A 21,307-nucleotide genomic window follows, 5' to 3' on the forward strand; every position below is an offset into this window, starting at 1 on the left:
GACTCACTCACCGTGACCTGGTCTTTTTCCTTGCCTTTTGCCTTGTGTCACAGGGACGGACCAGCCCGAGCACCGTTGCTGAGGGCCGCCGGTGGACACGCGTGCAGTGGGCGTGCAGAGCGGTGGACGAGCAAATGCGCGGGAAGCGGACCATCGCGCCAGTGGCGATGGGGCTGCGAGGCACTGGGCGTCGGGCTGCTGGCAGCAGGGCCGTTGGGGGGTTCCCATAAATTCGGGGGATCCGCGACGGCGGCTGATGGAGAATCAGATACCAATCCTTTGTCCTTTAGCGGGATCTGGGCTGCGCCTTCTTCAGGTGCTGGGTGAGCCGCTGGAGTGCCGTCCACGCATGGGCGTTGGTGCCATTCCCGAGGGGGTAGTGGAGGGCGGGGCGGGTAGCGGGGCCGAGCAGGATGATGTGCGAGTTCAGGGGTGGCCGGCGGGCGTGGTTCAGCCCGATGCCGTGGGTTGCGTCGGTGCCGAGCGTGAATGAGAGGGGGACTGGGGGCGCCTCGAAGTGCGGGGGGACGGTGAGGTCGCGGCGCGCGGGACGGAGCGAGGTGAGCATGGAGGTCAGGTGGTGCTCGGTGGCCAGTGTCTCGGCGAGGGCTTCGATGGTGTCGAGGGGTGGGATCTCGCTGGTGTCGTAGCCCAGCGTGAGAGTGATGTCCTCTTCGACGCCTGCGGTGGTGCGGCTCGCGACCGAGACCTATCTGACACGCGCCTCACGGGTGGAGTTGTCGGCGATCGAAGACGACGCCTTCCACCGTCTCCTCGACTCGGCGCAGTACGGGGCGATGGCGGCGCGGCGCGCCATCAAGCTCTCCACCCGCGTCATCAACGCCCTGTTCTCACTGGTCGCGGCGATGAGCGTACTCGCCGTTCTCCACTGGAGCCTGTTGCCGATGCTTGTGCTGATGGCGCTGCCCAGTGCCTGGTCGGCGCTGGTCACGGCCCAGCGCCGCTACCGCTCGTACCACACGTGGGTGCAGCATTCGCGGGCCTGCCAGGTGATCGCGAGGATGCTCGTCGATCCGAAGGCTGCTCCCGAGATCCGCGTGCACCGGCTCGGGCCGTTTCTGCTGGAGCACTTCCGCGGCATGTCGGAGGCAGCCGAGGACGAACAAGCCCGCCTCGCACGGCTAGAGGGCCGCACGCTTCTGATCGCCGCCACCGGGACGGGTCTCGCCACAATCGCCACCTACCTCACCCTCGGCGCACTGCTCCTGTCCGGCATCATGGCCCTCGCCGTCGCCGGAACCGCCGTCATCGCCATTCGCTCGGGCTCCGGCAGCCTCAACACCCTTGTGCTGGAACTCAACTCCCTGAATGCCGAAGCCCTGTTCGTCGGCGACCTTGAGCAGCTCAACATCGAGGCAGAGAGGCGGGCCATCCCCACCAGCGGTGGGGACCTCCCCAAGCAGCCACGGGAGATCCGCTTCGAGAACGTGTCTTTCAGCTACCCCGGCGAGGACAGCAAACCGGCCCTGACCGACCTCTCCCTGACCATTCCCACGGGAAAGATCGTCGCCCTCGTGGGTGTCAACGGCGCCGGCAAGACCACCCTGGTGAAGCTGCTGGCCGGGCTGTACCAGCCATCCACGGGACGCATCTGCTGGGACGACGTCGACACCGCTCAGGCGGACCGCGACCAACTCGCCGGACGCGTCGCCATGGTGGCGCAAGACTTCGTTCGCTGGACGTTTACCGCGCGCGTCAACGTGAGCGTCGGCCGCCCCGAAGTGCCGCTCACCACCAACCGGATTCAGGAGGCGATCGACCAGGCCGGGGCCGGCAAGGTGATCGACAGCCTGCCGCGCGGACTGGGCACCCTTCTCGGCCGCGGCTTCCGCGGCGGGCACGAGATCTCAGGCGGTCAGTGGCAGAGAATCGGCATCGCGCGAGCCGCATACCGCAAGGGCGACATTTTGGTCGTGGATGAGCCGACCGCGGCGCTCGATGCCCGTGCTGAGCTGGAGGTTTTCTCTGCCATTCGGGCTCTGGCTGAGGCCGGGCAGACGGTGGTCCTGATCACCCACAGGCTCGCCTCAGTGCGGCACGCCGACCTGATCCACGTCCTCGACGGCGGGCGCCTCGTGGAGTCCGGCAGTCCTGACCAGCTCCTCGCAGACGGCGGGGTCTACGCCGAGCTCTTTGATCTTCAAGCAAGCCAATTCGTTCAGCCCCGTTCCAACGGCACCCCGGTTCCGTCCCCCCGCTCCTCTCTTTCCGATACCTCGTCTTCCACCACGCCCTCATGAGCTCATATCCCTCCGCCCGCTCCCGCCAGGCGCCCCCCGTGCCGCCGACGCCGATTCCGGCCCAAGTGGCGGGATGGGCCACGGCGTATACCGGCACGCCCACGCCCTGGCCGCTCCCCATTGATCTGAGCGGAGCACGTTCGTGGCGTGTCTCGGCGCCACAAGGGCGGATCGCCCGTACCGCTGTCGACTCAAGACGCCGGCAGCCACACCGAGCAGGCCGTGTGGCAGTCGCCTTCGAGCGCTCCGAGAACGCCCATGGTGCGCAAGGCCGTGTCGACGGTGAACGGCATCAATCTTCGGGCGCCTGGCGAAAGGTACTGGCCGCACTCCGCTGCGGCCTATTACCGCTCCGGCGAAGTACACGACGCCGCTTTCAACCGCAGCCTGCGCGCCATACGGCCCAGCCGGGTGGAGATCAACATCAACCGCCTGCACGCCGTGTACATGCGACAGGACCTCGCCCTCGGCTACTACACGCGGGATCACCTCGCCGCGCTGCCGATATGCGGCCAACCGAAGCTCACGGTCCGCGAACGCCTGGACGAGCTGGCCGCCCAAGCGGCCAGGGAAGGCAGCGAGCTGTGGCGTGACGCGTGGGATCGGGCGCGCTCCGCGGTTGCACCAGCCCTCGGCGACACGGAGATCAGCACCACCGGATATCCCACGACATCCGGTGAGGAGTACGTGGACGGTGCCGGGGCCCTGGCCATCGGCTTCCACCTGCTGGCCAAGGAACGCTCCGTCCCCGTCTCCGCGATCACACGGCAGGACGTGGAGGAGCTGACCGGGGACTGGCGCGACACCGGGCAACCGCAGTTCAAGGAGCGGTGGACCGACCGGCTGGAAGCCCTGGGGCACCGGATGGACGACGCCGACGATCCAGTCATGGTCCGCTGGCGCGCCCTGTGCTACGAGTATCCGGAGCCGGACCCAGATAGCCCCGCCGCCCGCGTCGGGCAGGCGGGCGAAACCGGACTGCTCGTGGTGCTCTCGCAGTTCCACCGCGGGCATGTCGTCTTCTGACGTCGGGGGTTAGCGACCGAGTGCGATCTCAGCGATGCGCACCCAGGACATACGCCAGCCACCGGTGTCCGCCGCGATGCCGTAGCGGACATTGAGCAGGTGCACGGTGTCCACGTGCAGCGGTGCGCGGCGCGGGGTGATGGCGTTGCGGAGCCTGCTGTTCAGGACGTCCGAGTCCCCGGTGTCGTAGCTGTAGCCCAGTGACATGTGAAGTCGGCCGCCATTGTGCTGCAGTGCCGTGTCTCCGCGCACTGTACGGATTGCGGAGCGCACCCGCTCCTGGAGGACGGCGGCTTCGTGCTCGGGCCACAGGTCGAGCACGGCGCCGGCGATGTTGCCGATCGGGGGGCCCACCTCGGTGTCGAAGGGCACCGCATCGGCTAGTTCTTTGCGCAGTGCGCGAATGAGATCTTGGCGTTCCTCTGCGCTGATTCTGGCGCTGGGGGTGTCGGCGATCATCTCGATGGTGACGTGGAGGGTGCCGGGGTCGCCGGCCTGCGGCGGGCAGGCTGGATCGATGGGGTGGTCCAGCAGCGCAGGGCGGCAGCCGTGGGCGAGGGCCAGTAGCTCATCGTCAACACCGGGCCGCGGTAGCACGTAGGCGTGGATGACTTCCAATCCGTCGGTCCACGGCTCGCCCTGGAACTTCGGCGTGAACCGCTGCATGGGGCACCTTCCTGGTAGTGGCCTTATTGCCGCTCGGGAAGGTATCGGTCGCCCGGAGTGATGCGTGCCTGATCGCCGCAGGATGGCGGAAACTAGCCCCCTTGTGAGGCTTCGGCGTGCTCTCCCGTGGCCGATCAGCGCCACTCGGTGGGGTCCTCCGGATCGTGGAAGGTGTAAGGGCGGGGCCGCTCGGCATGAGCGACCTACAGCTGGTGCGTTTCACCCCTTACAACTAGGTCCAAACGGGCGGGTGGCCGCGCGAGCAGCAGGCCGGCCGGGATGTCCTTCGGCACGCTGGGCTGCTCCGCCCACCAGCGGGCTCAGCCGTAGACCGCGGACGGGTAGAACTCAACCGGACCGGGGTCGTTGCTGTGCACACGCACGGTATATCCAGTGGGTTCTCACACCGAGCGGGGCTGGGCCCTGACCCACACGAGCGCGCAGCGGCTGCTGGTCACGGTGCCAACGATGAAGGCGCCGGGATGCTCACGGACCATGTCCTCCAGCATGCCGAAGGACTCCTCGTAACGGACCGCCCGAGCATCGGCGATCACCACGGAAGCACTCGTGCTGAGGTACAGAGCGTGCGGCGGGTCGAGCAGATGCGCCGCACGTCCGCTGTCGTCGCGGGGCGGCTACGAGACATGAAGGGTCAGGCAGACCTGCACGACCTCGCGATCGTGTCGCACCGTGCTCTCGACGGTAGTCGGTTCAACCACGGTTGCTGTCGAGTCCAGTTGACGCGCCCCTCTTCTGGTCGTCGTCCCAGTGTCCTACCAGTGCGATTTCCCGGGAACCTCACCGGCGGCGCGCCGCTCGTACGCCGTAGGGGAAACACAGGCCCAGGCTGGTGCGGCGGGCACGCTTGCGTCAGCACGGCGCGATGGACGAGGAGCCGCTGGAGGAATGGGCGCATCGGCGCGAGGAGCGCCTGGCCCAGTCGAAGGGGAAGCTGCGGGCAGTGCCGCTGACGTCGGGATCGCACCGTGCCCAGCATGTCGAGCCGCACGCACCACGGGTGATCCAGGAGTGGGACGGCATCGGCTGGGTGTGCCGTTGGGTGTCGTCGACGATCTGGCTGCGGCACAGGCCGCGCTCTATCCGATTCGGGCCGTCAGGGAGGCTCCCACCGAGTGGGGCCGTCCGCCGCTGGGGAGAGGCCGGGGCCCGGCATCGTCGTACAGCTCCGGCGGAGGGAGACCGCTGACCGCGCCGCGTTGTGGCGGGATGGGCCGGTCGGGTAGACAGGCGTGTGACGCGCGAGCTGTTCACGAGGGGGAAGACGCCGTGCCCGACTGGTTCAACCGGAAAACCGCCCGGCGAGAGAGCGTGCTGGCCTGGCGTGCGCAACTCGCCGTAGCAACCCGCGCCCCGGGGTTGGGCATGGCCGTCGCGGACCACGGCATCACGCTGGTGGTCGGTTCCGACCCTCAATACGTTCGCCGCGCAAACGTCGTGGCACAGCTCGGCTACGCCCGCCCCGGACTGCGGGTGCATTCCACCCTCGCTGAGACGATCGAAGCGTGCCGCGCGCCCTTCTCCGATGAAGTTGTAAGAGCCAGCCAGTGAGCGGGGGTTGGGCGGTCCTCTGTGCCATTGTTGCCTTGGTCCTCGCCATGTGGGCCGTGAGCTTCGTGCGCGGCGTCGTGCAGGCTGCCAGGGAACAGGTGCGGCGCGACCTTGTCGCGCTCAGCGGCAAGGCGCAGATCGCCGAGTCGATGGCAAAGCTCAGCGCAACCACGACCTACGTCTTCGCCCCGCCATGTACGGATGGCCGGCAGCACCTCTTCGGCTGGCTGTGGTGGCACGCCAGCGTGACGGAGGACGGAACGGTCGACCGGGACATGGGGTGGGCTCTGACGTACCGGCGGGCGAGGAAGGCCGCAGGGCTGCCGGTGTACTGGAAGGCACGCGTAAGCGAGCTGGTCATGTCACCCGGTCGGAACGAGATGTCACAGCATGCACCTGCCAGCGACTGAGCTGCCGCGCCACTGCTGAAGTTCCGTTGATCGCTTACATCCGGACGGGGAGCGACACCAGCCCGCGAACAAGGCGGGTGCGCCGCCAGCCAAGTTGATCAGGCGGTGCGGCAAGGCGGATTCCGGGGAACCGGGCCAAGATCGCTCGTAGTGCGATCTCGGCCTCGGCCCTCGCCAGGGGGGCGCCGACGCAGCGGTGGATGCCGTGACCGAAGCTGAGATGGGCAGCTGCGTCCCGGTTCAAATCGAGCTGGTCGGGTGAGGGAAACCGCTCAGGGTCGCGGTTGGCGGCTCCAAGCGACACCAGCACGGGGACACCTCCTGGGATCTCAGTGCCACCGAGAGTGAGAGCCTCTGTCGTGAACCGGAAAGTGGCTGCGCTGACGGGAGAATCGAACCGAAGCAGCTCGTCCAATGCGGCTGGCACATCGTCCGGGTTTCTCCGCAGGCGATCCAGCTCCTGAGGGTGCTGGAGCAGCGCCAGGACGGCATTGCCGAGGAAATTGGTTGTGGTTTCGTGCCCGGCGACCAGAAGTAGCACTGCGAGGGAGACCAACTCCTCCTCGCTGAGGTGGTCGTCGCCGTCGCGTGCCGAGATGAGACGGTCCAGGAGTGAATCGCCCGGACGCGCGCGCTTGGCGGCGATAAGGCCGGTCATGTAGCCGGCCATGGAGTGCGAAGCCGCGTCGATGAGGTCCGGTTTCCCGGCGGCGAACAACTCTCCAGACCAGCGTTGAACGTCGGCTCGATCTCCCTCCGGTACGCCAAGCAGCTCGCAGATCACGATCACGGGCAACGGCACCGCCAGGCCGGCGACGAGGTCGACCTGCTCGCCGGCGGGCCACTGATCCAGCAGGTCGTTGGTGACTCGGGCAATGAACGGACGCAGCTCTGCGACAGCCCCGGTCGTGAATGCCTTGATCACCAGCTTGCGCAACCGGGTGTGCTGGGGCGGGTCGCTGGCCAGCATGCTGTGTGCAACTGCAGAGTGCAGGCGGCGCCGTGACCCCTTGTCCGCGAAGAATGCGGCCGTGTCTTTCGAGAGCCGAGCGTCACCGAGAGCTTCCCGCGCTTCCGCGTAGCCGGTGACCAGGTAGCTGGAGTGCCCACCGGAGCCGGTAGGCACAGGTTGCACCGGGCACGTGGACCTCATAGCCGCGTAAGTGGGATAGGGGTCCTGGAGAAAACGGGGATCCTGCGTCGGGTCGGTCATGCTGTCAGGCTCCGATCCTTTCCGGCTGACCATCGTCGGCGACACGCCCAACTCGGTTCGTGTATGCCTCGGCCACCCGGAGGAGCCACTTCGTGTCCGCGCGAAGGTCCGTGCGCGAAGCGACGTCCCCCGGCGGCAGGGCAATCTCGTCGGCATACCGGCCGACCTTCGAGGACGCCAGCGCTGCTTTCACGACAGCCGCCTCGACAGCCGCGGCACCTTCTTCCGTTCCGACGTCGAACGTCTCCTGGGCCATCTCCTGCACTCTGCGCGAGCGGTAGGGGCGGAGCGCGAGGATGCCGTCGCTGATCTCGATGACCCGCCGCTGAAGCAGGAAGTCGACGTCCTTGGTGGTGTCCTCGGCGAAGTCTGCAGATGACAGGACGATTTGCGGCATCGCGGCCGACAGGTCCAGCCAGAGAGACCCGAGCGCCTCGAAGGACTGCACCTCCCACCGGCGGCGGCGGGCCTGGCTGATCGGGTAGACCACAGCCGGCAGGGTGAGACCGAGACAGATCAGCAGGACGGCGAGCGCCGGCGACGTCACGCTGAAGACACACGGCGCGACGACGAGCGACGTGCACTCCGAGTGGTCGGGTACGAGATGGAATCCCAATCCCAAGGAGATGAGGACCGTCAACTTGTACGCGGAGTAGACCAGCGCGAACGCGCAGCCTGCTGCCGCCATCCGCAGCCCCAGCCGGACGCTCGTTCGGCGAGTCGACTTCGACTGACGCACCGCCTGCCGCAGAAAGTCGACGATGGCGAAGCCGAGGTAGGAGATGAACAGGAGCAGGTAGAGCGCGTATACCTGCGGAGAGCGGTGTGTCATCTGCTCGTACGCGAACAGCGCAGTCATGCCGAAGGCTGACGTGGTGAAGAGAACGAGGCGCAGTCGGACTCGGCGCCGTGCCTCCTCGGGGTCCAAGTTGAGCTGGAAGGAGACCGCCAGGACCGCAGTGGCAGCGGCCAAGGAAGCGCAGTTGCTCAGCAGCCGGGCCGCGTGCGGCACCACTGCTTCGACAGCGTTCTCGAACCATGGCGCGTAGGAGGCGAAGGCCAGGGCGAATGAGCCGAGGAGCGCGCCCATGGCCCACGTGCCGGTCGGGCGGGGCGTACCTCGGCCAAAGACCCAGTAGCCGGCAGCCGCTGCAAGCAAGCAGGCCATGCCCAGAAAAACTGCATTCATCGCGGGCGGAACCGGCCTTTCTTAATGGGCTGGGCGAAGAGTGCGTCCCAGCTGTCCGATCCTTTTTCGGGCTGCCGGGAAGGGGTCTCGCGTGCGCGGTAGATGCGCTGCCGGATAACCGTCGCCATCATTTCCGCTTCGCGTTCGTCAGCTGTCGAGTAACTCGTGCGTCCCGACATGCGCATCACCAGCGTGGGGTTAACACCGAGGGATTGGGCTGTCTCGGCGTCGACCTCCAGGCTTCCGGGGTGATCGCAGTACACATGGCACAGCTCGTGTGTGAGGATGTGCCGCTGGTGGTGGACGGACGTACCTTCCTCGCAATAGAGAAGGTCGGCTGATGGGGTCTCGATCCTTATGCCGCAGGGCGCGTCGACCGCACCGAGGGTCCTCAAGGGATTGAGGATGATCGGCTTCCCCCGCAGGGTCGCTATCGCGTCGCGCAATTCACGCGTACTGAATCGATGCGGCAGGCGCAGACGATCGATCTTCTTTTCGCATGATTTGCGCAGTCGACTCTCATCGATTTCTGGCAAGGGCATGCCAATCCCCCCTCCTCGGCCTCGGCCGTGTAGCGACTTACTGGTGGGCGCAGGCATGAGGATGCCAAGAGGAAGGCGGAAGTCACGCTTCCCGGAACCAGAAATTCCGGTTACAGATGGTGACTGGATCCGGAAGGCCACCCCGGCCCGACAGGACCTATCTGTCTTGATATCCGCTATGTCTGATTACGCGGAATGACCGCCCGCAAATCCTCTGACCGGCACACGGGGTGTGTCGTGGCGAATGTCACTTGATCATGGGACCTAAACTCAGATGATGGACCCCCGGGAGGGGCAGGTCGAGGGCGACGGCGAGTACCTGCCCGAACTGCTGCGATCGTGGCGGAGCCGCACAAGCCCCCGAACAGTTCCGGGCCTGAAGGTCTCTGGCCGCCGGAGTGCTGGGCTGACGCAGAGCGATGTGGCTCGCCTGGCTGGTGTGAGCGAGCGTTGGTACGGCTCCCTGGAACGAGGCAAGGAAGCCGCATACTCCGCCGACTTCCTCGACCGGATCTCGTCGGTGCTACGGCTGAGCCCCGCGGAACGTCGCACGCTCTACGTGGGGGCGGTTGGCCATCCGCCGGCACTTGCCACCGCGCCGGAAGCCGACGCGATGGCCGAGATGGATGAGGCGCTCCAGGAGTTTCTGGACAACCAGGCCCCCAATCCCGCCTGCGCGACGGACCTCGCCTGGAACATGCTCGGCTTCAACCGGCCATGGCTGGATTGGTTCCCGTGGGCCGCCTACCAGGCCAATCAGATGCGATGGACTTTCCGCACGCCGGAGGCCCGGGAGCAGCTCGTGAATTGGGAGCAGGACTGGGCCCGCTCCTACCTGGGGCAGATTCGCTACGAGCGAGCCCACCACCCAACGAACAAGGCTCTGCGGGACCTGGAGCGCGACATCCTCGCCGGTTCGCCCGAAGCACGGGAGATGTGGGATCGCCGTGAGATGGTCGATCACCCCGACGGCGACCTTCGCCGGCTCAGGCTCCCGTACCACCAGGGGCGGGAGGTCGCTGTGCGTATCGTCGCCATGCAACCCGTGCGCAGCGACCACCTCCGGGTGATCGTGCTGATGGAGGACCACCGGACCGGCAGCGCTTGATCGGCAAGAGGGAGGCCGATGCGCGCTGCCGATTGGGCGGCCAGATCATTCCTCGTCGAGCAGACCCGAGTCATCCGACTCGTCCGGCATCCCTTCTAGCCGGCGGGCCTGGTCGATCACGGCGTTCAGCATGTGCAGGCTCGACGTGCTGAGACCGGAGGCACGCAAGGCGACCCGGCGCACTCCCTGATCGCGCATGGCGGCAACCACCTGAATCTCCGCGCGCTGCCGCTCGGCCTCCGCCTCGTCGAAGAAGTAGCCCGGGGTCACGCCGAAGAACCCAGCCAGCGCTCGGATGGTCTGCATCTTCGGGTTCGTGTTCGTCCCGGTACGGAGCTGCTGGATGGCACTCGCGGAGATGGCGACGCCGGAGGTGTCCCGGATGCCCTGTGACACCTCCGCGTATGTGTAGGGGCCGCGGCCCTTCGGGTGCACCTCCCGGAACAGATAGTCGAGCAGCTCCGCGAAGGCGCGCTCGTTCTTCTCAGTCATCTCCACCCCTCCCTCATAGCCTCCATCCTATCCACTCCAGTGGCGATCGCACCCCCACCGTCCCAGACTCCGACACTACAGTTGACGAACAGGCGCAACTGGAGTGTACGTTTACCCCCGCTCCATCCAGTGCAGTGTTTCGCAGCTGATCGGTAGCGGATGTAAAGAACGGACCACCGGCCGGGAAGGACTGGCGATGTACGCGAACGGGCCGTCCGGCCGACAGGGCGCAGAGCGCTCGCATCGGGGAGTCACCAAACCCCCGGCGCCCTGCGAACAGACCTGGGCGTCCACGAACGACACACATGGTGACTCTCTGCAACTGGTACAGAGGTTAAGAACCAACTCTGGATCTTGACACGGGTCCGTGCGTATGTTCGTCGTCCCCCGGGCACATCGCCCGGCGCTACGAACACGAGGAGCGCGGCAGCAGGTACCAACCAGGCCGTGTAGGTCCGCATTGCAGCGGCGGCGCCCGAGAGCGGTACTCCCGGACGCCGGACAGTACATCGCCCCGCTCCACCAGGCGGGCGTGAAGATCACCTAACCGGCTGCTCCCTGTCCTGGCAAGTGGTCACCGAGAGGAATGCCGCATGTGTCTCCTGCTGCGGACTGCGATCCGACGGGTGTCACGCCCCGTCCGCAGGCGGCCCACAGGTCTCGCCCCCCCAACGCCGGAGTGCCCAGGACCGGGCAGCGGCGGCGCTCGTCGCGAGTTGTGGAGAGTTCTTTAGCAAGGTCTGGATCTTGGCGCAGGGCCTGCATATGTTCGTCGTCCCTCACCGGGCAGCCCGCCCGGTGACAGACAGCGAAGGAGCGAGATGCGGAACGCGGGATCCAGACAGGTGACATAGGCCGCCCAGAAAACAGCGACGGCGTCCATGGAGCGGTAACTCCCGGACGCCGAACGCCAAATGTCACTCCTGCCCCGGCAAGGGCGGGAGACACACCCACCTTCACCGCACCGGCCCTTTCCTACGGGGCACACCGGCGCGGGTTTCACTACGGAGGAGAGTCTTACATGCCGCCTGCCCTGCGCAAAAGGCCGGAGCCCCCGGCCAGCGCGGCAGCCATCCTCGCTTCCCCGCCTGGCGCCCTGCCCTCACACCGGCTGCTCGGCGCCGTCGCGCCGCCGTCGGCCCTCGGCGCCCGCCTCGATCCGGCGGTGACCCGATGAGCCGGGACACCCGCGAGTGGGCGTGGGAGTCCAGTACCAGTCGCGGAAACGCCCGCCTGGTCCTGCTGTCGATCGCCGACCGGGTACCGGACGAGCAGTGCGTCGCCTGGGCGTCCCTCACCTCGCTGATGAGGCGTACGAACGCCAGCCGCAACGCCGTGCGCAGCGCGCTGGCCGCCCTGGCCGAGAGCGGCGAGCTGGAGGTGCTCGACGACTTCGACGGGCCGCAGCACAGCACGGTCTACCGGCTGCCGCGCGCCGCAGCGTGGCTCGCCAAGGTCGCGGCGGCCCGGGAGGACGACCCCGACGCGTACGTCGAGCCCCTGACCGGGGCCGATCCGGTGCCCGAGCTGGACGAGAACCGGCTGCGCAAACACCGCATCTGGCCCAAGACCGGGTCGGAATCCGACCCGCCTCGTCAGAACCTGACCGGGTCAGATCCTGCACCCCCTCGTCAGAATCCGACCCCAGCCCGGGTCAGATCCCGACCCCGCCCCGGGTCCGATTCTGACCCCCAGAACCGTAGTGAACCGAAGGTGAACCGTAGGTACAGCAGCAGTGGTGCTGCCGACCTCGTCCCCGCCGCGGACTGGGAGATCGACGACGCGAGCCGCTCCTGGGCTCAGCAGGAGGGGCACCTCGCCCGCCTCGGCGAGCAGGGCCTGCAGGCCGCCGATGCGAAGTGGCGCTCTCACCGGGCGGCCTGGAGCCCGCGCTCCACCGCCACGTGGGGCGCCGACTGGCGCACCTGGATCGCCCGGGAGCACAACCCCGCACCGGGACGACCGAACCTCTACGCCCTGCCCGGCGGCACCCCCGCCACCAAGGCCGGCATGACCCGCGCCGAGGCGCACACCGCCGCCCTGCTCGCCGCGCTCGACGAACCGACCGGAACGGAGTAACTGCCTTGAACCCACGTGAAGTTGCTGCCGTCCTCGCCTACCTCGGCCGCCTGGACCCGCGCACGATGCGCACCGACACGGGCGAGGCCCGTGACCAGATCGCCCAGTGGCACGAACTGCTCGGCGACGTGCCCTTCACCACCGACCACGGCTGGGACGTGCGCGAGGCGATCAAGGCCCATGTGCTTGCCTCCCCGTACCCGATCCTGCCCGTGGACGTCGCCCGCCAGTGGCGCAGCTACCGCCGCGACCGCCTGGCCCGGCACACCGACCCCACCCCGGCCGCCAACCCGGACGACCCGGCCGCCTGGCGAGCCGAACTGGTAGGCACCCGGCACGCGGTAGCCGCAGGGGCCACCGCCCCCGCCACGCACCGGCAGCTCACCAGCGGCGGCCCGCACCCCGACATCGAGGCGCGCCTGGCGGCCATCGGCTCGTGTATCCCGCCCGCCGTGCGCGCCGAGCTGGCCCGTTTCCGGCCCGCCCGAGCGGCCCGCGAGGCGGCCATCGCCGCCGGAGGCCCCGACGTGCTCGGTGTGCGATGCGCGTGGTGCCAGGCCAGCGAGGGCGAGCCCTGTCGCAGCCGGCGTGTCGGCCTCGACGGAGATGCCCGGGGCAACGCCTCGCGTGCCACCCCGCACCCGAGCCGCGTGGACCTCGCCGTGGCAGCACGCGCCCAGCAGGTAGCGGCGTGATCGCCAGCCGCCCACTCGCCCGGTTGATCCGGCTCCGACACGGAGCCCGGAGCAGGGCGATGCGCCTGCCTACTTCCGGCCGCTGAGCCGACTCCTCGCAACCGATCCGCCTCCGGTGCGGCCTGCCGCCGTGCCCCTGCCCGCCTCGAAGACGCGCCCAGCCGCACCCGCCCACCACCGGTGCCGCGCTACCCGCCCGACGAGGCGACCTCCGGAGACTGCCTTGCGTCACAAGACCACCAACGACACTCCTGCCCCGGCCCTGCGGGGCATCGCCGACCACAGCTGGCAGGAGCGGGGCCTGTGCCACCGCCTGCTGGCCAAGACCATCGATGCGCTGTTCTTCCACGCGTCCCGCGACCGCGCGGCCATCGACGAGGCCAAGTCGATCTGCGGCAGCTGCCCGGTGAAGAAGGCGTGCTTCGACTACGCGCTCGACAACGAGATCCGACACGGCATGTGGGGCGGGCTCACCGAGGACGAGCGCCGCCCCTGGCACGCCCGGGTCAACAAGCGCCTGGACTACAGCCGCGTCAAGGCCGCGTTCGAAGGCCGTGACGTCCACCTCAGCGACGCCGAGCGCGAAGCCGTCACCCGCCACGCCTACACGCGCGGCTGGAGCCCCGAGCGCCTCGCCTACGCACTGCGGCTCGACCTCGACTGGGCCCGAGACCTGATGCGCAACGCCGCACACGCCGTCGCCGACCGCGACCGCTACTGGGGGCAATCAGACGAGGCCGAGGCAGCCGACGACGAGCACGCCGAGGACAAAGGCGCCGAGGACGAGGACGCCGCCTCGCCGGTGCAGGTGCCCCGCCAGGTGCAGACGCACGCCCTGATCGCCGCTCTCCGAAAGGCCGCATGACTCACCCCATCGCCCTGTCCCTCCCCTCCGGCATCGAGCCCGTCTACGTGGTCACAGCCGTCGGCGTGCTCGCCCTGGTGCTGGCCGGATGGTCGATGCAGCGCAACCGGACCCGGGCGGGCGGCACGCGAGCCGGCACCCCCGCGGTCTGGGTCGCGGCCCTCGCCGCCCTCAACTGCACCGCCTACAGCGCCGACACCAGCTGGCGCTTCGCCGCCGACTACCTCGACATGGCCGGCGCCGTGGAACGGGCCATGATGTTCAGCGCGGCCGAGCTGGCGCTGTTCGCGACCGCGCTGATGGCCCGGCAGAACCTGAAGACCCAAGGAGCGCCCGGCCTCCCGGGCGCCCTGGTCTGGGTGATCACCGGGGTGCAGGTCATCCCTGCGTACGCCGAGTCAGGCACGGTGGGCGGCACCGTGCGGGCCTTCGTCGGCCCGGTCATGGCGGCCGTGCTCTGGCACCTGGCCATGGGCATCGAGCTGCGGCTGCACAAGCCGGACGCCGCCTCGCAGGGGCTCCTGGCCACGCTCGGACGCGAAGTACGTGAGCGCCTCCTCTCCCGCCTGGGCGTCGCCACCCGCAACCGCGATGCCGCGCAGATCACCAAGGACCGCGCCACTCAACGGGCAGTGGCCCTCGCCTCCCGGCTGGCCAGGATGTCCGAGAAGGAGCGCGAGAAGGACACCCGGATCACGCGTCGGCTCCAGACTGCTCTCACGCGATCCGGTGTCGGCACCGACCCGCACCAGCGTCGGGCGCTTCTGGAGCAGCTGGCCGCCCGCCGGCACGCCACAGCGCTCGCCACCGTGACCCTGCCGTCCCCCTGGATCCAGCCCGCGCAAGACCAGGACGAGCCTCGAGGGGACCAGTCCCCTCTCGCTCCGTCCCTCGTGACTCCGGCGGCGAACAAGGAGCAGGCGAGTCCGTGGCTGAGCAACGTCCCCGACTCCGGTCCCCAAAGCACCGCATCGATCGGGGACCGGCCTGTCGGCAGCACAGCAGCCGGGACGGGGACGGGGACCAAGCCCAACGGGGACCGTCCCCACACCGTCCCCAACACCAACGGGGACCGAGCCGACGAGCACGCCTCGAGCCTGCCCAGCGTGGGCGAAGAAGCAGCGATCGGGGACGGAGAGGTCCCGGTCCCCGGGACCGACGAAGCTGGCGACGACGCGGGCGGTAGCGCCGACAGCGTCCGCGAAGCCGCTGCTCAGGGGGGCACAGGCCCGTCCCCGGCGGCCGTCCCCGTCGGCGAGGAGAGCCGGGAGCACCCCGACACCAGAACGGGGACCGAGCCCGACGGGGACCGTCCCCACACCGTCCCCAACGACGACGGGGACCGCGAACACCCCGACACCAAATCGGGGACCAAGCCCAACGGGGACCGTCCCCACACCGTCCCCGTACGGCGAAAGCACAAGGCGAAGGCGTCCCGGAACCGTCCCCGCGGCACCCAGTCCAAACGGTCCCGCAAGCAGCCGCAGCTGACCGTCGAGGAGATGGTCGAGCGGGTCCGTCCCCACGTGCCCGCGCTGCTGAAGCGCGACGGAAACGCAACCGTCAACCGTCCCCAGCTGCGGGAGATCCTCCGCGCCCAGAACCTCCAGGGCGGCCGGAACGAACGCCTGACACCGGTTCTGCAGCGACTGCGCGACGAGGCAGGCACCACCCCGACAAGGAGCACGACCCGATGAAGACCTGCCAGCGCTTCACGCGCATCAAGTCCGGCTTCGAGCAAGACATCCGCTTCCTGCGGAGTCACTCCGAGCGCCACCAGGGAACCTCGCCGGCGAAGACCAGCGCGAAGAACGCCATCTCGGTGAAACAGAACATGGCGCGCGCCCTGAACCGGCACCTCGATCACTGCCCCGAGTGCGGCTAACAGCCACAAAGAAGCAGGTCAGGCGCCTGCTCCCGCTATCCGTCTGGTGGCCCGGCCTTGCGCCGGGCCACCGCCCCCGCCCTGGAGGGATCGCCATTCCTGCCCGCCACCCGCGTACACACGCACCATCCGCCGCCGAGGCAGGCGCCTGGGCGGAGGTCCTCGTGCACCACCAACTCCTACACGCAGCCGTACTGGCCCCCACCGGCCAGTGGCTCATCCAGCACCGCACCGAATCCCCCATCCACGTCCTCGACGGCCCGACCGCCATGGTCGACCTGGCCGCCGAAATCCAGCACCGCATCCGCACCACGAGGAACCGCACCCGATGACGAACCCCACGACAAACCCCACCCCCGCGCCAGGTGAGCCGGAAACCAACTCGACCTCAACGCGAGCAAGTTGGTGCGAGAGTAATACTCCCGTTGGGAGTATTACTCTCGCGTCCTCCGCCCCGGGGGTGGCGGAGGCGGTCCAGCGCCAGGGGGCACTGGACCGTGGGGATGCGACCGAGGGCGGCTCGCATCCCAAGGAGGAGATGACTCACCCGTGCCACAACCCGCACTGCGCACAGCACGCGAGTGCGCCGCCGAGCCAGCCGCCTGCGCGTAATCGCACGCCAAAGACCAAGTCCAGCAAACGCACGCATCTGATCGCCAGCCGCTTCAACGACACCGAGAAGCAGTCTGTGCTCGACGCCGCGGCAGCGTGTGCCATGACACCGTCCGGCTTCCTCGCCCACGCTGCACTGAGCGCCGCCCGCAATCTGACGCGCACGGAAGCCGAGGTCGCCGGCGAACGCGAAATGATGCGTGAGCTGTTCGCCCTACGCCCCGCGCTGAACCGGATCGGCAACAACCTCAACCAGGTTGCGGCAGCCTTGAATTCGGACGAGCCCGCGCCGCAGGCCAGGGCAGTACTCGCTGCCGTTGACAAGGTGTCGCTGCGTGTGGACGCCTTCGTCCAGCGCTACCTGGACGGCGAGCGTCCGGCTGCATGATCCCCAAAGTCCACGACATGGGCGATGACACCCGCGGCCTGGTGGCCTACCTGTACGGCCCCGGCAAGGCCGAGGAGCACATCGACCCCCACCTCGTCGCGGCATGGGACCGCCTGGCCCCCGACCCCGGCCGCGACCCCAAGGCGACGTACGGCGACCTGCAGCGCCTGCTCGACCAGCCCGTCATGGCCCTGCCCGAAAGCGACAGGCCCGCCGAGCACGTATGGCACCTGTCCGTACGCGCCGCCCCCGAAGACCCGATCCTCACCGACGAGCAGTGGGCGGACATCGCCCGCCGCATGGTCGCCGCCACCGGCATCGCCCCCGAAGGCGACGACGCCGCCTGCCGCTGGGCGGCCGTCCGCCACGCCGACGACCACATCCACATCATCGCCACCGTCGTCCGCCATGACGGCCGCCAGGCCCGCATCCGCCAAGATGGCGCCCGCTCCCAGGCCGAGGCCCGGAAGATCGAAGTGGACTACGGGCTACGCCGGTTGAACACCGGCGACGGAACCGCCGCCAAGCGCCCCACCAGCGCCGAACGCCATAAGGCGAACCGCCAGGGCAAGGAACGCACCCCGCGCGAGGAACTGCGGGAGGCGGTGCGCCGCGCCGCCGCCGGCGTCGCCAGCGAGCAGGAGTTCTTCGACCGGCTTGCCGCCTCCGGCCTCCTGGTCAGTCAGCGCGTCGCGCCCTCCGGCGATCTGCTCGGCTACAAGGTCGCGCTGTCCGACGACCGCAACGAGGACCAGGAGCCGATCTACTATTCGGGCTCCACCCTCGCGCCCGACCTCTCCCTGCCGCGTATCCGCGAACGGTGGGCCACCAACGCCTCCGAACCCGACCGCGAGGCCACCACGGACCGCTCCTCCGGCTCCGCCCGGGTCAGCCCGTCGGCCGCCCGGCGTCAGGCGACGTGGGCGGTCTGGCAGGCCGTGCTCGTCGTCGACCAGGGCGACGACGGGCAGATCGCCGCGCAGCTCGCCGGGGCCGGCGAGGTCCTCGACGCGCTCGCCAAGACCTCGGCCGCGCATACCCGGCGCGAACTGCGAGACGCCGCCTTCGCGTTCGAGCGGGCTACCCGCTCCCACGTCCGGGCCGGGCGAGGGCACGCCCGCGGTCTGCGGCAGGCAGCCCGTGACCTCGTCCACGGCGGTCCGGCGCTCGGCCGCGGGGAGGGCGGCGCCACCACCGCCATGCTGATCGACATGGTGTTCTTCCTGGTCACCGCCGCCGCCCACTGGCACGGAATGAAGGAGCACGCCCAGCAGGCCGCTGCTGCCCGCCAGGCCGCCGAGCACCTGCGCGCCGCCTACCAGGCCGCCGCTCCGATGTACCTGGGCGTCATGCACCAGCGCGGTCGGCGTCTGTCCCAGCCCCTGCAGCGCAAGCAGACCGCCTACCTGCGCCAGGCGGTGCCGGAGCTGGCCGAGCAGGTCCTCACCGAGCAAGGCTGGTACGCCCTGGCCGCCACGCTCGCCGACGTCGAGAGCGCCGGGCACGACCCGGCCGCGCTCCTGGCCGAGGCTGCCGAGCGGCGGGAGTTGGACACCGCCGACTCGATCAGCGACGTGCTCGTGTGGCGGCTGCGGCGCATGGCCGATCTGCCCGCCGACGCTTCCGCCGTGCCCGAGCCCACGGCCACCGCGCCCACCGCTGCCCGCAGTACTGCGCAGCGTCCGACGAACCGCAAGGAGCGCTCCGCCAAGTCCCGCTGAATTCAACATTCTTAGAGTTGCAGCAGGTCAGGGACTTACGGCACTCTCCTCGTGCAGGCGAGACGACAGAGATGGAGACGGCATGTTCCGACGCAACCGTGCGGACCGAGAGTTCCGTGAAGCCCAGCGTTCCGGCCAGGCGGTGCTGGCGATGCACACCGAGTGGCCACTGCCGGACGCACCCGGCCCGATCGCTGCGCCGGCCCCGGCCGCGCCGGCGGCCACGGTGGTGCCCGACTTCCTGCCGCCGGACTTCCGGGCACCGTCCCGCCAGGACGTCTCGGGCTTCATGATGCGCTGGGACCAGCCGCTCGTCATCGACAGCGAGGTCCACGCGTGCCACTGCGGTGCGTACCGGAACTGGATCGTCTTCAACATGCGCGACGACTCGGTGTGGCTGCGCTGCGAGGCCGGCCACGAAGCGGAGGAGACCCGGTTGGACACCGCCTGGTACAACCGCAACTCCGGTCCGGTCGACCACTTCCACCCCACCCTCGAAGACGGCCTGCGCCACCTCGGCCACTGAAAGCGCAAAACCCCTTCCCCACCCCTGCGTTCGTCGGCACCCGGAGGGCCGACCCGGTCAGACCATCCGTCTCGCATCACCAAGGGGTTTCGCATGCGCCGTTCCACCACGACCACCCTCGGCCTCGGCGCCGTCTTCACCGTCCTCGCCCTGACCGGCTGCGCCAGCCACACCGAGCCCGCCGACTCCTCGGCCGCATCCTCCGCACCCGTACACCGGGGCGGCAGCACCCCCTCGGCATCCGTGCCGCTGTCCTCGGCCCAGCTGAACAAGCGGCTGCTGAACGACAGCGACCTGGGCGAGGGCTACAACCGCAAGCCCGAGACCGCTCGCCGCAACGACGACGTCACGGTCATCGGCTGCCCGGCGCTGGAGAAGCTCGGCAGCGACGCGGCCACCGGCTCCGGCCTCGACTTCACCCGCAAGGCGAAGGCGTCCTTCACCTACACCGGCAGCAGCAGCTCCGAGGTCAGCGAGGAGCTGTACAGCGACAGCGCCGTGAAGCTGTCCAAGGGCACTGGGAAGGTCTTCGACGCGATGCTCTCCTGCCCCTCCTACCAGGTGGCGTCGGGCAGCACCGTCGTCGACATGGGTACCGAGAAGTCGGCCGCGCCGGACCTCGGCGACGAGCAGTGGAGCCAGCTGCTCACCTTCTCCGCCGGCGGGCAGCGCAGTGTCGTCAAGCAGACGGCGATCCGCACCGGCAATATCCTGGTGACCGTCTCCGGCTCGCCGGGCCTCGTGGATGCCCACCTGGACAAGGCGATCGCCAAGGCGCGCACCGCACGCTGATCCGCTCCTCCGCTTTCCCCGGTGTCCGGGCCTGTCCTCAGTCCCGACAGGCCCGGACACCGGGGTTTCGTCGTATCGGGCGATCAGCCGTCGAGACGGAGTTCGCCTGGTTCGTAACGGAGTTGGAAGGTCTGCGCGTGCTCCCCGTCCATCCAGTACAGGGTCATGGTCGACAGCATGCTGCGCTTGATATACCGCGTTCGCGAGGGCATTCCTTCGTCCTGCTCGACAATCCAGGCTTCCACCCGCTCCGGCAGACCGAACCTCAACGCGTATGCCTCTGGGTGCTCCGCGGAGCGCAGTTCCCAAACGGGATGTGACGCTGCCTGATTGATGCGGCGCAGGCGCACCGCATGCGTAGGATGCCCCCTCGCGTAATCCACGAAGCCGTACAGATCATCCGAGGCGAGTCCCAGGACGAACGGCGCGGCAGGAAAGGCCAGGACAAGACCCAACTGCGACCGGCTGTACAGGGCCTGAGCCAGGTAATCGAGTGGCGCGCGAAACGTGTCGGACAGGTCGACATCGCCGGCGGCCATTTCCAGCAGCGGGCCGCGAAGATACGCCCGTATCTCGTGCACCTTCGGCCGCTCGGCTGCGGGAGTGGCTTCGAGTGCTGCGTGAATGGTGTCTGCCGTGGTCTTGACGAGATTCCGCAGTACGGCGAAGTCCGGTGCGGAGAGGTCGATCAGGGATATCTGGTGGGCCAGCGCGTAGTCCTGTGCCTCCGGGCTGAAGCCGGACGTAGAGAAGATCGCGTAGCTATAGCGGTATCGCGTCCGTGGCCGGCCGGTCCCCGGGGCGGTGAGCGTGGTGGTCTCGCCCTCGTTCACGTCGTGGATCACGCCGTGGCCGTTGCGTACGGTGGGCAGACCAACTGGAGCTGTGGTCAGGTACTTTGCCTCGACGAACAGGCGGACCGGCAGGGAGAACGGCGGGACGTACCGGAACTGTCCGAGCGCGTCGACCTGGTGCCATGCCCCACGCCCGCGGACTAGCAGGCCGTTCTTGTCCTCTTTCAGCACCTTCCACGGCTCTTTGTCCTTGTCGTCGTCGGCCGTGAGGACTTCGAAGCCGCTGGAGCGCAACAACCAGGCCAGCACCTCCTCCAGGAGGTAGCCGCGCAAGGGGCCTTTGCCGATTACTTTGCCTGCCACGACGGTGATCCTATGCACGGCCTTGATCTTGGTTCCAGGGTGCCGTCAGGTTCGCGGCTGCCGGGGCACGGCGAAGGCCCGGTGGTTCCACTCTCGTGAAGAGAGTGGAAC

General features: G+C 68.7%; 25 protein-coding genes. 17 read left to right on the forward strand and 8 right to left on the reverse strand.

Features of this window, described 5'->3' with window-relative positions:
* Positions 1–286: 286 nt before the first annotated feature.
* Complete coding sequence (locus ACFWDI_RS26090; protein WP_385307338.1) at positions 287–667, reverse strand: DUF6177 family protein; 381 nt, start codon at positions 665–667, stop codon at positions 287–289.
* Here ACFWDI_RS26090 and ACFWDI_RS26095 point away from each other — a divergent pair.
* A complete protein-coding gene (locus tag ACFWDI_RS26095; protein ID WP_385307280.1) occupies positions 666–2,261 on the forward strand; it encodes an ABC transporter ATP-binding protein in 1,596 nt (531 codons plus the stop codon). The two genes, ACFWDI_RS26090 and ACFWDI_RS26095, sit on opposite strands and share 2 nt — an antisense overlap.
* Positions 2,262–2,408: 147 nt before the next feature.
* Positions 2,409–3,287 (forward strand): hypothetical protein, encoded by an 879-nt coding sequence (locus ACFWDI_RS26100; RefSeq protein ID WP_385307282.1) that lies wholly within the window; start codon positions 2,409–2,411, stop codon positions 3,285–3,287.
* Positions 3,288–3,296: 9 nt separating this feature from the next.
* Here ACFWDI_RS26100 and ACFWDI_RS26105 read toward each other — a convergent pair whose 3' ends face one another.
* The gene (locus tag ACFWDI_RS26105; RefSeq protein WP_385307284.1) at positions 3,297–3,953 is read right to left on the reverse strand and encodes a hypothetical protein; all 657 of its coding nucleotides are present in this window, start codon (positions 3,951–3,953) and stop codon (positions 3,297–3,299) included.
* Between the two features lie 401 nt (positions 3,954–4,354).
* Positions 4,355–4,510 (reverse strand): hypothetical protein, encoded by a 156-nt coding sequence (locus ACFWDI_RS26110; RefSeq protein WP_385307286.1) that lies wholly within the window; start codon positions 4,508–4,510, stop codon positions 4,355–4,357.
* 326 nt (positions 4,511–4,836) lie between these two features.
* Between ACFWDI_RS26110 and ACFWDI_RS26115 the strand changes: the two genes are divergently transcribed.
* From ACFWDI_RS26115 to ACFWDI_RS26125, 3 genes are all read left to right on the forward strand, one after another.
* Positions 4,837–5,160, forward strand: coding sequence for a DUF6087 family protein (locus ACFWDI_RS26115; RefSeq protein ID WP_385307288.1), 324 nt, complete (start codon positions 4,837–4,839; stop codon positions 5,158–5,160).
* Between the two features lie 80 nt (positions 5,161–5,240).
* Entirely contained in the window at positions 5,241–5,522 is a 282-nt protein-coding gene (locus ACFWDI_RS26120; RefSeq protein WP_385307290.1) for a hypothetical protein, read from the forward strand.
* 56 nt (positions 5,523–5,578) lie between these two features.
* Entirely contained in the window at positions 5,579–5,932 is a 354-nt protein-coding gene (locus tag ACFWDI_RS26125; protein ID WP_385307292.1) for a hypothetical protein, read from the forward strand.
* Positions 5,933–5,966: 34 nt separating this feature from the next.
* Here the strand turns inward: ACFWDI_RS26125 and ACFWDI_RS26130 are convergent, their stop codons facing one another.
* Genes ACFWDI_RS26130 through ACFWDI_RS26140 form a run of 3 tightly spaced genes read right to left on the reverse strand, consistent with a single transcriptional unit; the run spans position 5,967 to position 8,876 of the window.
* Positions 5,967–7,145 carry a cytochrome P450 gene (locus ACFWDI_RS26130; protein WP_385307294.1) on the reverse strand — a complete coding sequence of 393 codons (1,179 nt, stop codon included), beginning with the start codon at positions 7,143–7,145 and terminating at the stop codon, positions 5,967–5,969.
* A 4-nt stretch (positions 7,146–7,149) separates the two neighbouring features.
* Positions 7,150–8,313, reverse strand: coding sequence for an MAB_1171c family putative transporter (locus ACFWDI_RS26135; protein ID WP_385307296.1), 1,164 nt, complete (start codon positions 8,311–8,313; stop codon positions 7,150–7,152).
* 17 nt (positions 8,314–8,330) lie between these two features.
* Entirely contained in the window at positions 8,331–8,876 is a 546-nt protein-coding gene (locus tag ACFWDI_RS26140; protein ID WP_385307298.1) for a regulator component, read from the reverse strand.
* Between the two features lie 277 nt (positions 8,877–9,153).
* Here ACFWDI_RS26140 and ACFWDI_RS26145 point away from each other — a divergent pair, with 277 nt between their 5' ends.
* A complete protein-coding gene (locus ACFWDI_RS26145) occupies positions 9,154–9,984 on the forward strand; it encodes a helix-turn-helix domain-containing protein (protein WP_385307300.1) in 831 nt (276 codons plus the stop codon).
* A 45-nt stretch (positions 9,985–10,029) separates the two neighbouring features.
* Here the strand turns inward: ACFWDI_RS26145 and ACFWDI_RS26150 are convergent, their stop codons facing one another.
* Positions 10,030–10,476, reverse strand: coding sequence for a Secondary metabolite protein (locus ACFWDI_RS26150; protein WP_385307302.1), 447 nt, complete (start codon positions 10,474–10,476; stop codon positions 10,030–10,032).
* Between the two features lie 1,021 nt (positions 10,477–11,497).
* Between ACFWDI_RS26150 and ACFWDI_RS26155 the strand changes: the two genes are divergently transcribed.
* The 11 genes from ACFWDI_RS26155 to ACFWDI_RS26205 all read left to right on the forward strand — a co-directional run bounded on the left by ACFWDI_RS26155 (position 11,498) and on the right by ACFWDI_RS26205 (position 20,039).
* The gene (locus ACFWDI_RS26155; protein ID WP_385307304.1) at positions 11,498–11,653 is read left to right on the forward strand and encodes a hypothetical protein; all 156 of its coding nucleotides are present in this window, start codon (positions 11,498–11,500) and stop codon (positions 11,651–11,653) included.
* On the forward strand, positions 11,650–12,555 hold the full coding sequence (locus ACFWDI_RS26160) for a helix-turn-helix domain-containing protein (protein ID WP_385307306.1): 906 nt from the start codon (positions 11,650–11,652) through the stop codon (positions 12,553–12,555). The genes ACFWDI_RS26155 and ACFWDI_RS26160 overlap by 4 nt, the downstream gene beginning before the upstream one ends.
* Positions 12,556–12,560: 5 nt before the next feature.
* Positions 12,561–13,250, forward strand: a complete 690-nt coding sequence (locus ACFWDI_RS26165; RefSeq protein WP_385307307.1) for a hypothetical protein — start codon at positions 12,561–12,563, stop codon at positions 13,248–13,250.
* Positions 13,251–13,473: 223 nt separating this feature from the next.
* Positions 13,474–14,115, forward strand: a complete 642-nt coding sequence (locus tag ACFWDI_RS26170; protein WP_385307309.1) for a WhiB family transcriptional regulator — start codon at positions 13,474–13,476, stop codon at positions 14,113–14,115.
* Positions 14,112–15,812: a hypothetical protein gene (locus ACFWDI_RS26175; RefSeq protein WP_385307311.1), complete on the forward strand. Its 1,701-nt coding sequence runs from the start codon at positions 14,112–14,114 to the stop codon at positions 15,810–15,812. Before ACFWDI_RS26170 ends, ACFWDI_RS26175 begins: the two co-directional genes overlap by 4 nt.
* A complete protein-coding gene (locus ACFWDI_RS26180) occupies positions 15,809–16,000 on the forward strand; it encodes a hypothetical protein (RefSeq protein WP_385307313.1) in 192 nt (63 codons plus the stop codon). Before ACFWDI_RS26175 ends, ACFWDI_RS26180 begins: the two co-directional genes overlap by 4 nt.
* 164 nt (positions 16,001–16,164) lie before the next feature.
* The gene (locus ACFWDI_RS26185) at positions 16,165–16,332 is read left to right on the forward strand and encodes a hypothetical protein (protein WP_385307315.1); all 168 of its coding nucleotides are present in this window, start codon (positions 16,165–16,167) and stop codon (positions 16,330–16,332) included.
* Between the two features lie 128 nt (positions 16,333–16,460).
* Entirely contained in the window at positions 16,461–17,000 is a 540-nt protein-coding gene (locus tag ACFWDI_RS26190) for a plasmid mobilization protein (RefSeq protein WP_385307317.1), read from the forward strand.
* The gene (locus ACFWDI_RS26195) at positions 16,997–18,721 is read left to right on the forward strand and encodes a relaxase/mobilization nuclease domain-containing protein (protein ID WP_385307319.1); all 1,725 of its coding nucleotides are present in this window, start codon (positions 16,997–16,999) and stop codon (positions 18,719–18,721) included. Before ACFWDI_RS26190 ends, ACFWDI_RS26195 begins: the two co-directional genes overlap by 4 nt.
* Before the next feature lie 82 nt (positions 18,722–18,803).
* Positions 18,804–19,247 (forward strand): hypothetical protein, encoded by a 444-nt coding sequence (locus tag ACFWDI_RS26200; protein WP_385307320.1) that lies wholly within the window; start codon positions 18,804–18,806, stop codon positions 19,245–19,247.
* Positions 19,248–19,340: 93 nt separating this feature from the next.
* Positions 19,341–20,039: a hypothetical protein gene (locus ACFWDI_RS26205; RefSeq protein WP_385307322.1), complete on the forward strand. Its 699-nt coding sequence runs from the start codon at positions 19,341–19,343 to the stop codon at positions 20,037–20,039.
* Positions 20,040–20,122: 83 nt separating this feature from the next.
* Here ACFWDI_RS26205 and ACFWDI_RS26210 read toward each other — a convergent pair whose 3' ends face one another.
* Complete coding sequence (locus ACFWDI_RS26210; protein WP_385307324.1) at positions 20,123–21,196, reverse strand: hypothetical protein; 1,074 nt, start codon at positions 21,194–21,196, stop codon at positions 20,123–20,125.
* Positions 21,197–21,307: the final 111 nt, after the last annotated feature.

Source organism: Streptomyces sp. NPDC060064 (genome assembly GCF_042736455.1).
Lineage (GTDB): Bacteria > Actinomycetota > Actinomycetes > Streptomycetales > Streptomycetaceae > Streptomyces.

Excerpts from the sequence above, each read along its gene's own strand:
- ACFWDI_RS26160 (WP_385307306.1), top strand. The coding sequence starts at position 11,650 with ATGAGCCGGGACACCCGCGAGTGGGCGTGGGAGTCCAGTACCAGTCGC.
- ACFWDI_RS26180 (WP_385307313.1), top strand. The coding sequence starts at position 15,809 with ATGAAGACCTGCCAGCGCTTCACGCGCATCAAGTCCGGCTTCGAGCAA.
- ACFWDI_RS26205 (WP_385307322.1), top strand. The coding sequence starts at position 19,341 with ATGCGCCGTTCCACCACGACCACCCTCGGCCTCGGCGCCGTCTTCACC.
- ACFWDI_RS26140 (WP_385307298.1), bottom strand. The coding sequence starts at position 8,876 with ATGCCCTTGCCAGAAATCGATGAGAGTCGACTGCGCAAATCATGCGAA.
- ACFWDI_RS26145 (WP_385307300.1), top strand. The coding sequence starts at position 9,154 with ATGGACCCCCGGGAGGGGCAGGTCGAGGGCGACGGCGAGTACCTGCCC.
- ACFWDI_RS26115 (WP_385307288.1), top strand. The coding sequence starts at position 4,837 with ATGGACGAGGAGCCGCTGGAGGAATGGGCGCATCGGCGCGAGGAGCGC.
- ACFWDI_RS26150 (WP_385307302.1), bottom strand. The coding sequence starts at position 10,476 with ATGACTGAGAAGAACGAGCGCGCCTTCGCGGAGCTGCTCGACTATCTG.
- ACFWDI_RS26130 (WP_385307294.1), bottom strand. The coding sequence starts at position 7,145 with ATGACCGACCCGACGCAGGATCCCCGTTTTCTCCAGGACCCCTATCCC.
- ACFWDI_RS26175 (WP_385307311.1), top strand. The coding sequence starts at position 14,112 with ATGACTCACCCCATCGCCCTGTCCCTCCCCTCCGGCATCGAGCCCGTC.
- ACFWDI_RS26105 (WP_385307284.1), bottom strand. The coding sequence starts at position 3,953 with ATGCAGCGGTTCACGCCGAAGTTCCAGGGCGAGCCGTGGACCGACGGA.
- ACFWDI_RS26200 (WP_385307320.1), top strand. The coding sequence starts at position 18,804 with ATGTTCCGACGCAACCGTGCGGACCGAGAGTTCCGTGAAGCCCAGCGT.
- ACFWDI_RS26095 (WP_385307280.1), top strand. The coding sequence starts at position 666 with ATGTCCTCTTCGACGCCTGCGGTGGTGCGGCTCGCGACCGAGACCTAT.
- ACFWDI_RS26135 (WP_385307296.1), bottom strand. The coding sequence starts at position 8,313 with ATGGCCTGCTTGCTTGCAGCGGCTGCCGGCTACTGGGTCTTTGGCCGA.
- ACFWDI_RS26195 (WP_385307319.1), top strand. The coding sequence starts at position 16,997 with ATGATCCCCAAAGTCCACGACATGGGCGATGACACCCGCGGCCTGGTG.
- ACFWDI_RS26155 (WP_385307304.1), top strand. The coding sequence starts at position 11,498 with ATGCCGCCTGCCCTGCGCAAAAGGCCGGAGCCCCCGGCCAGCGCGGCA.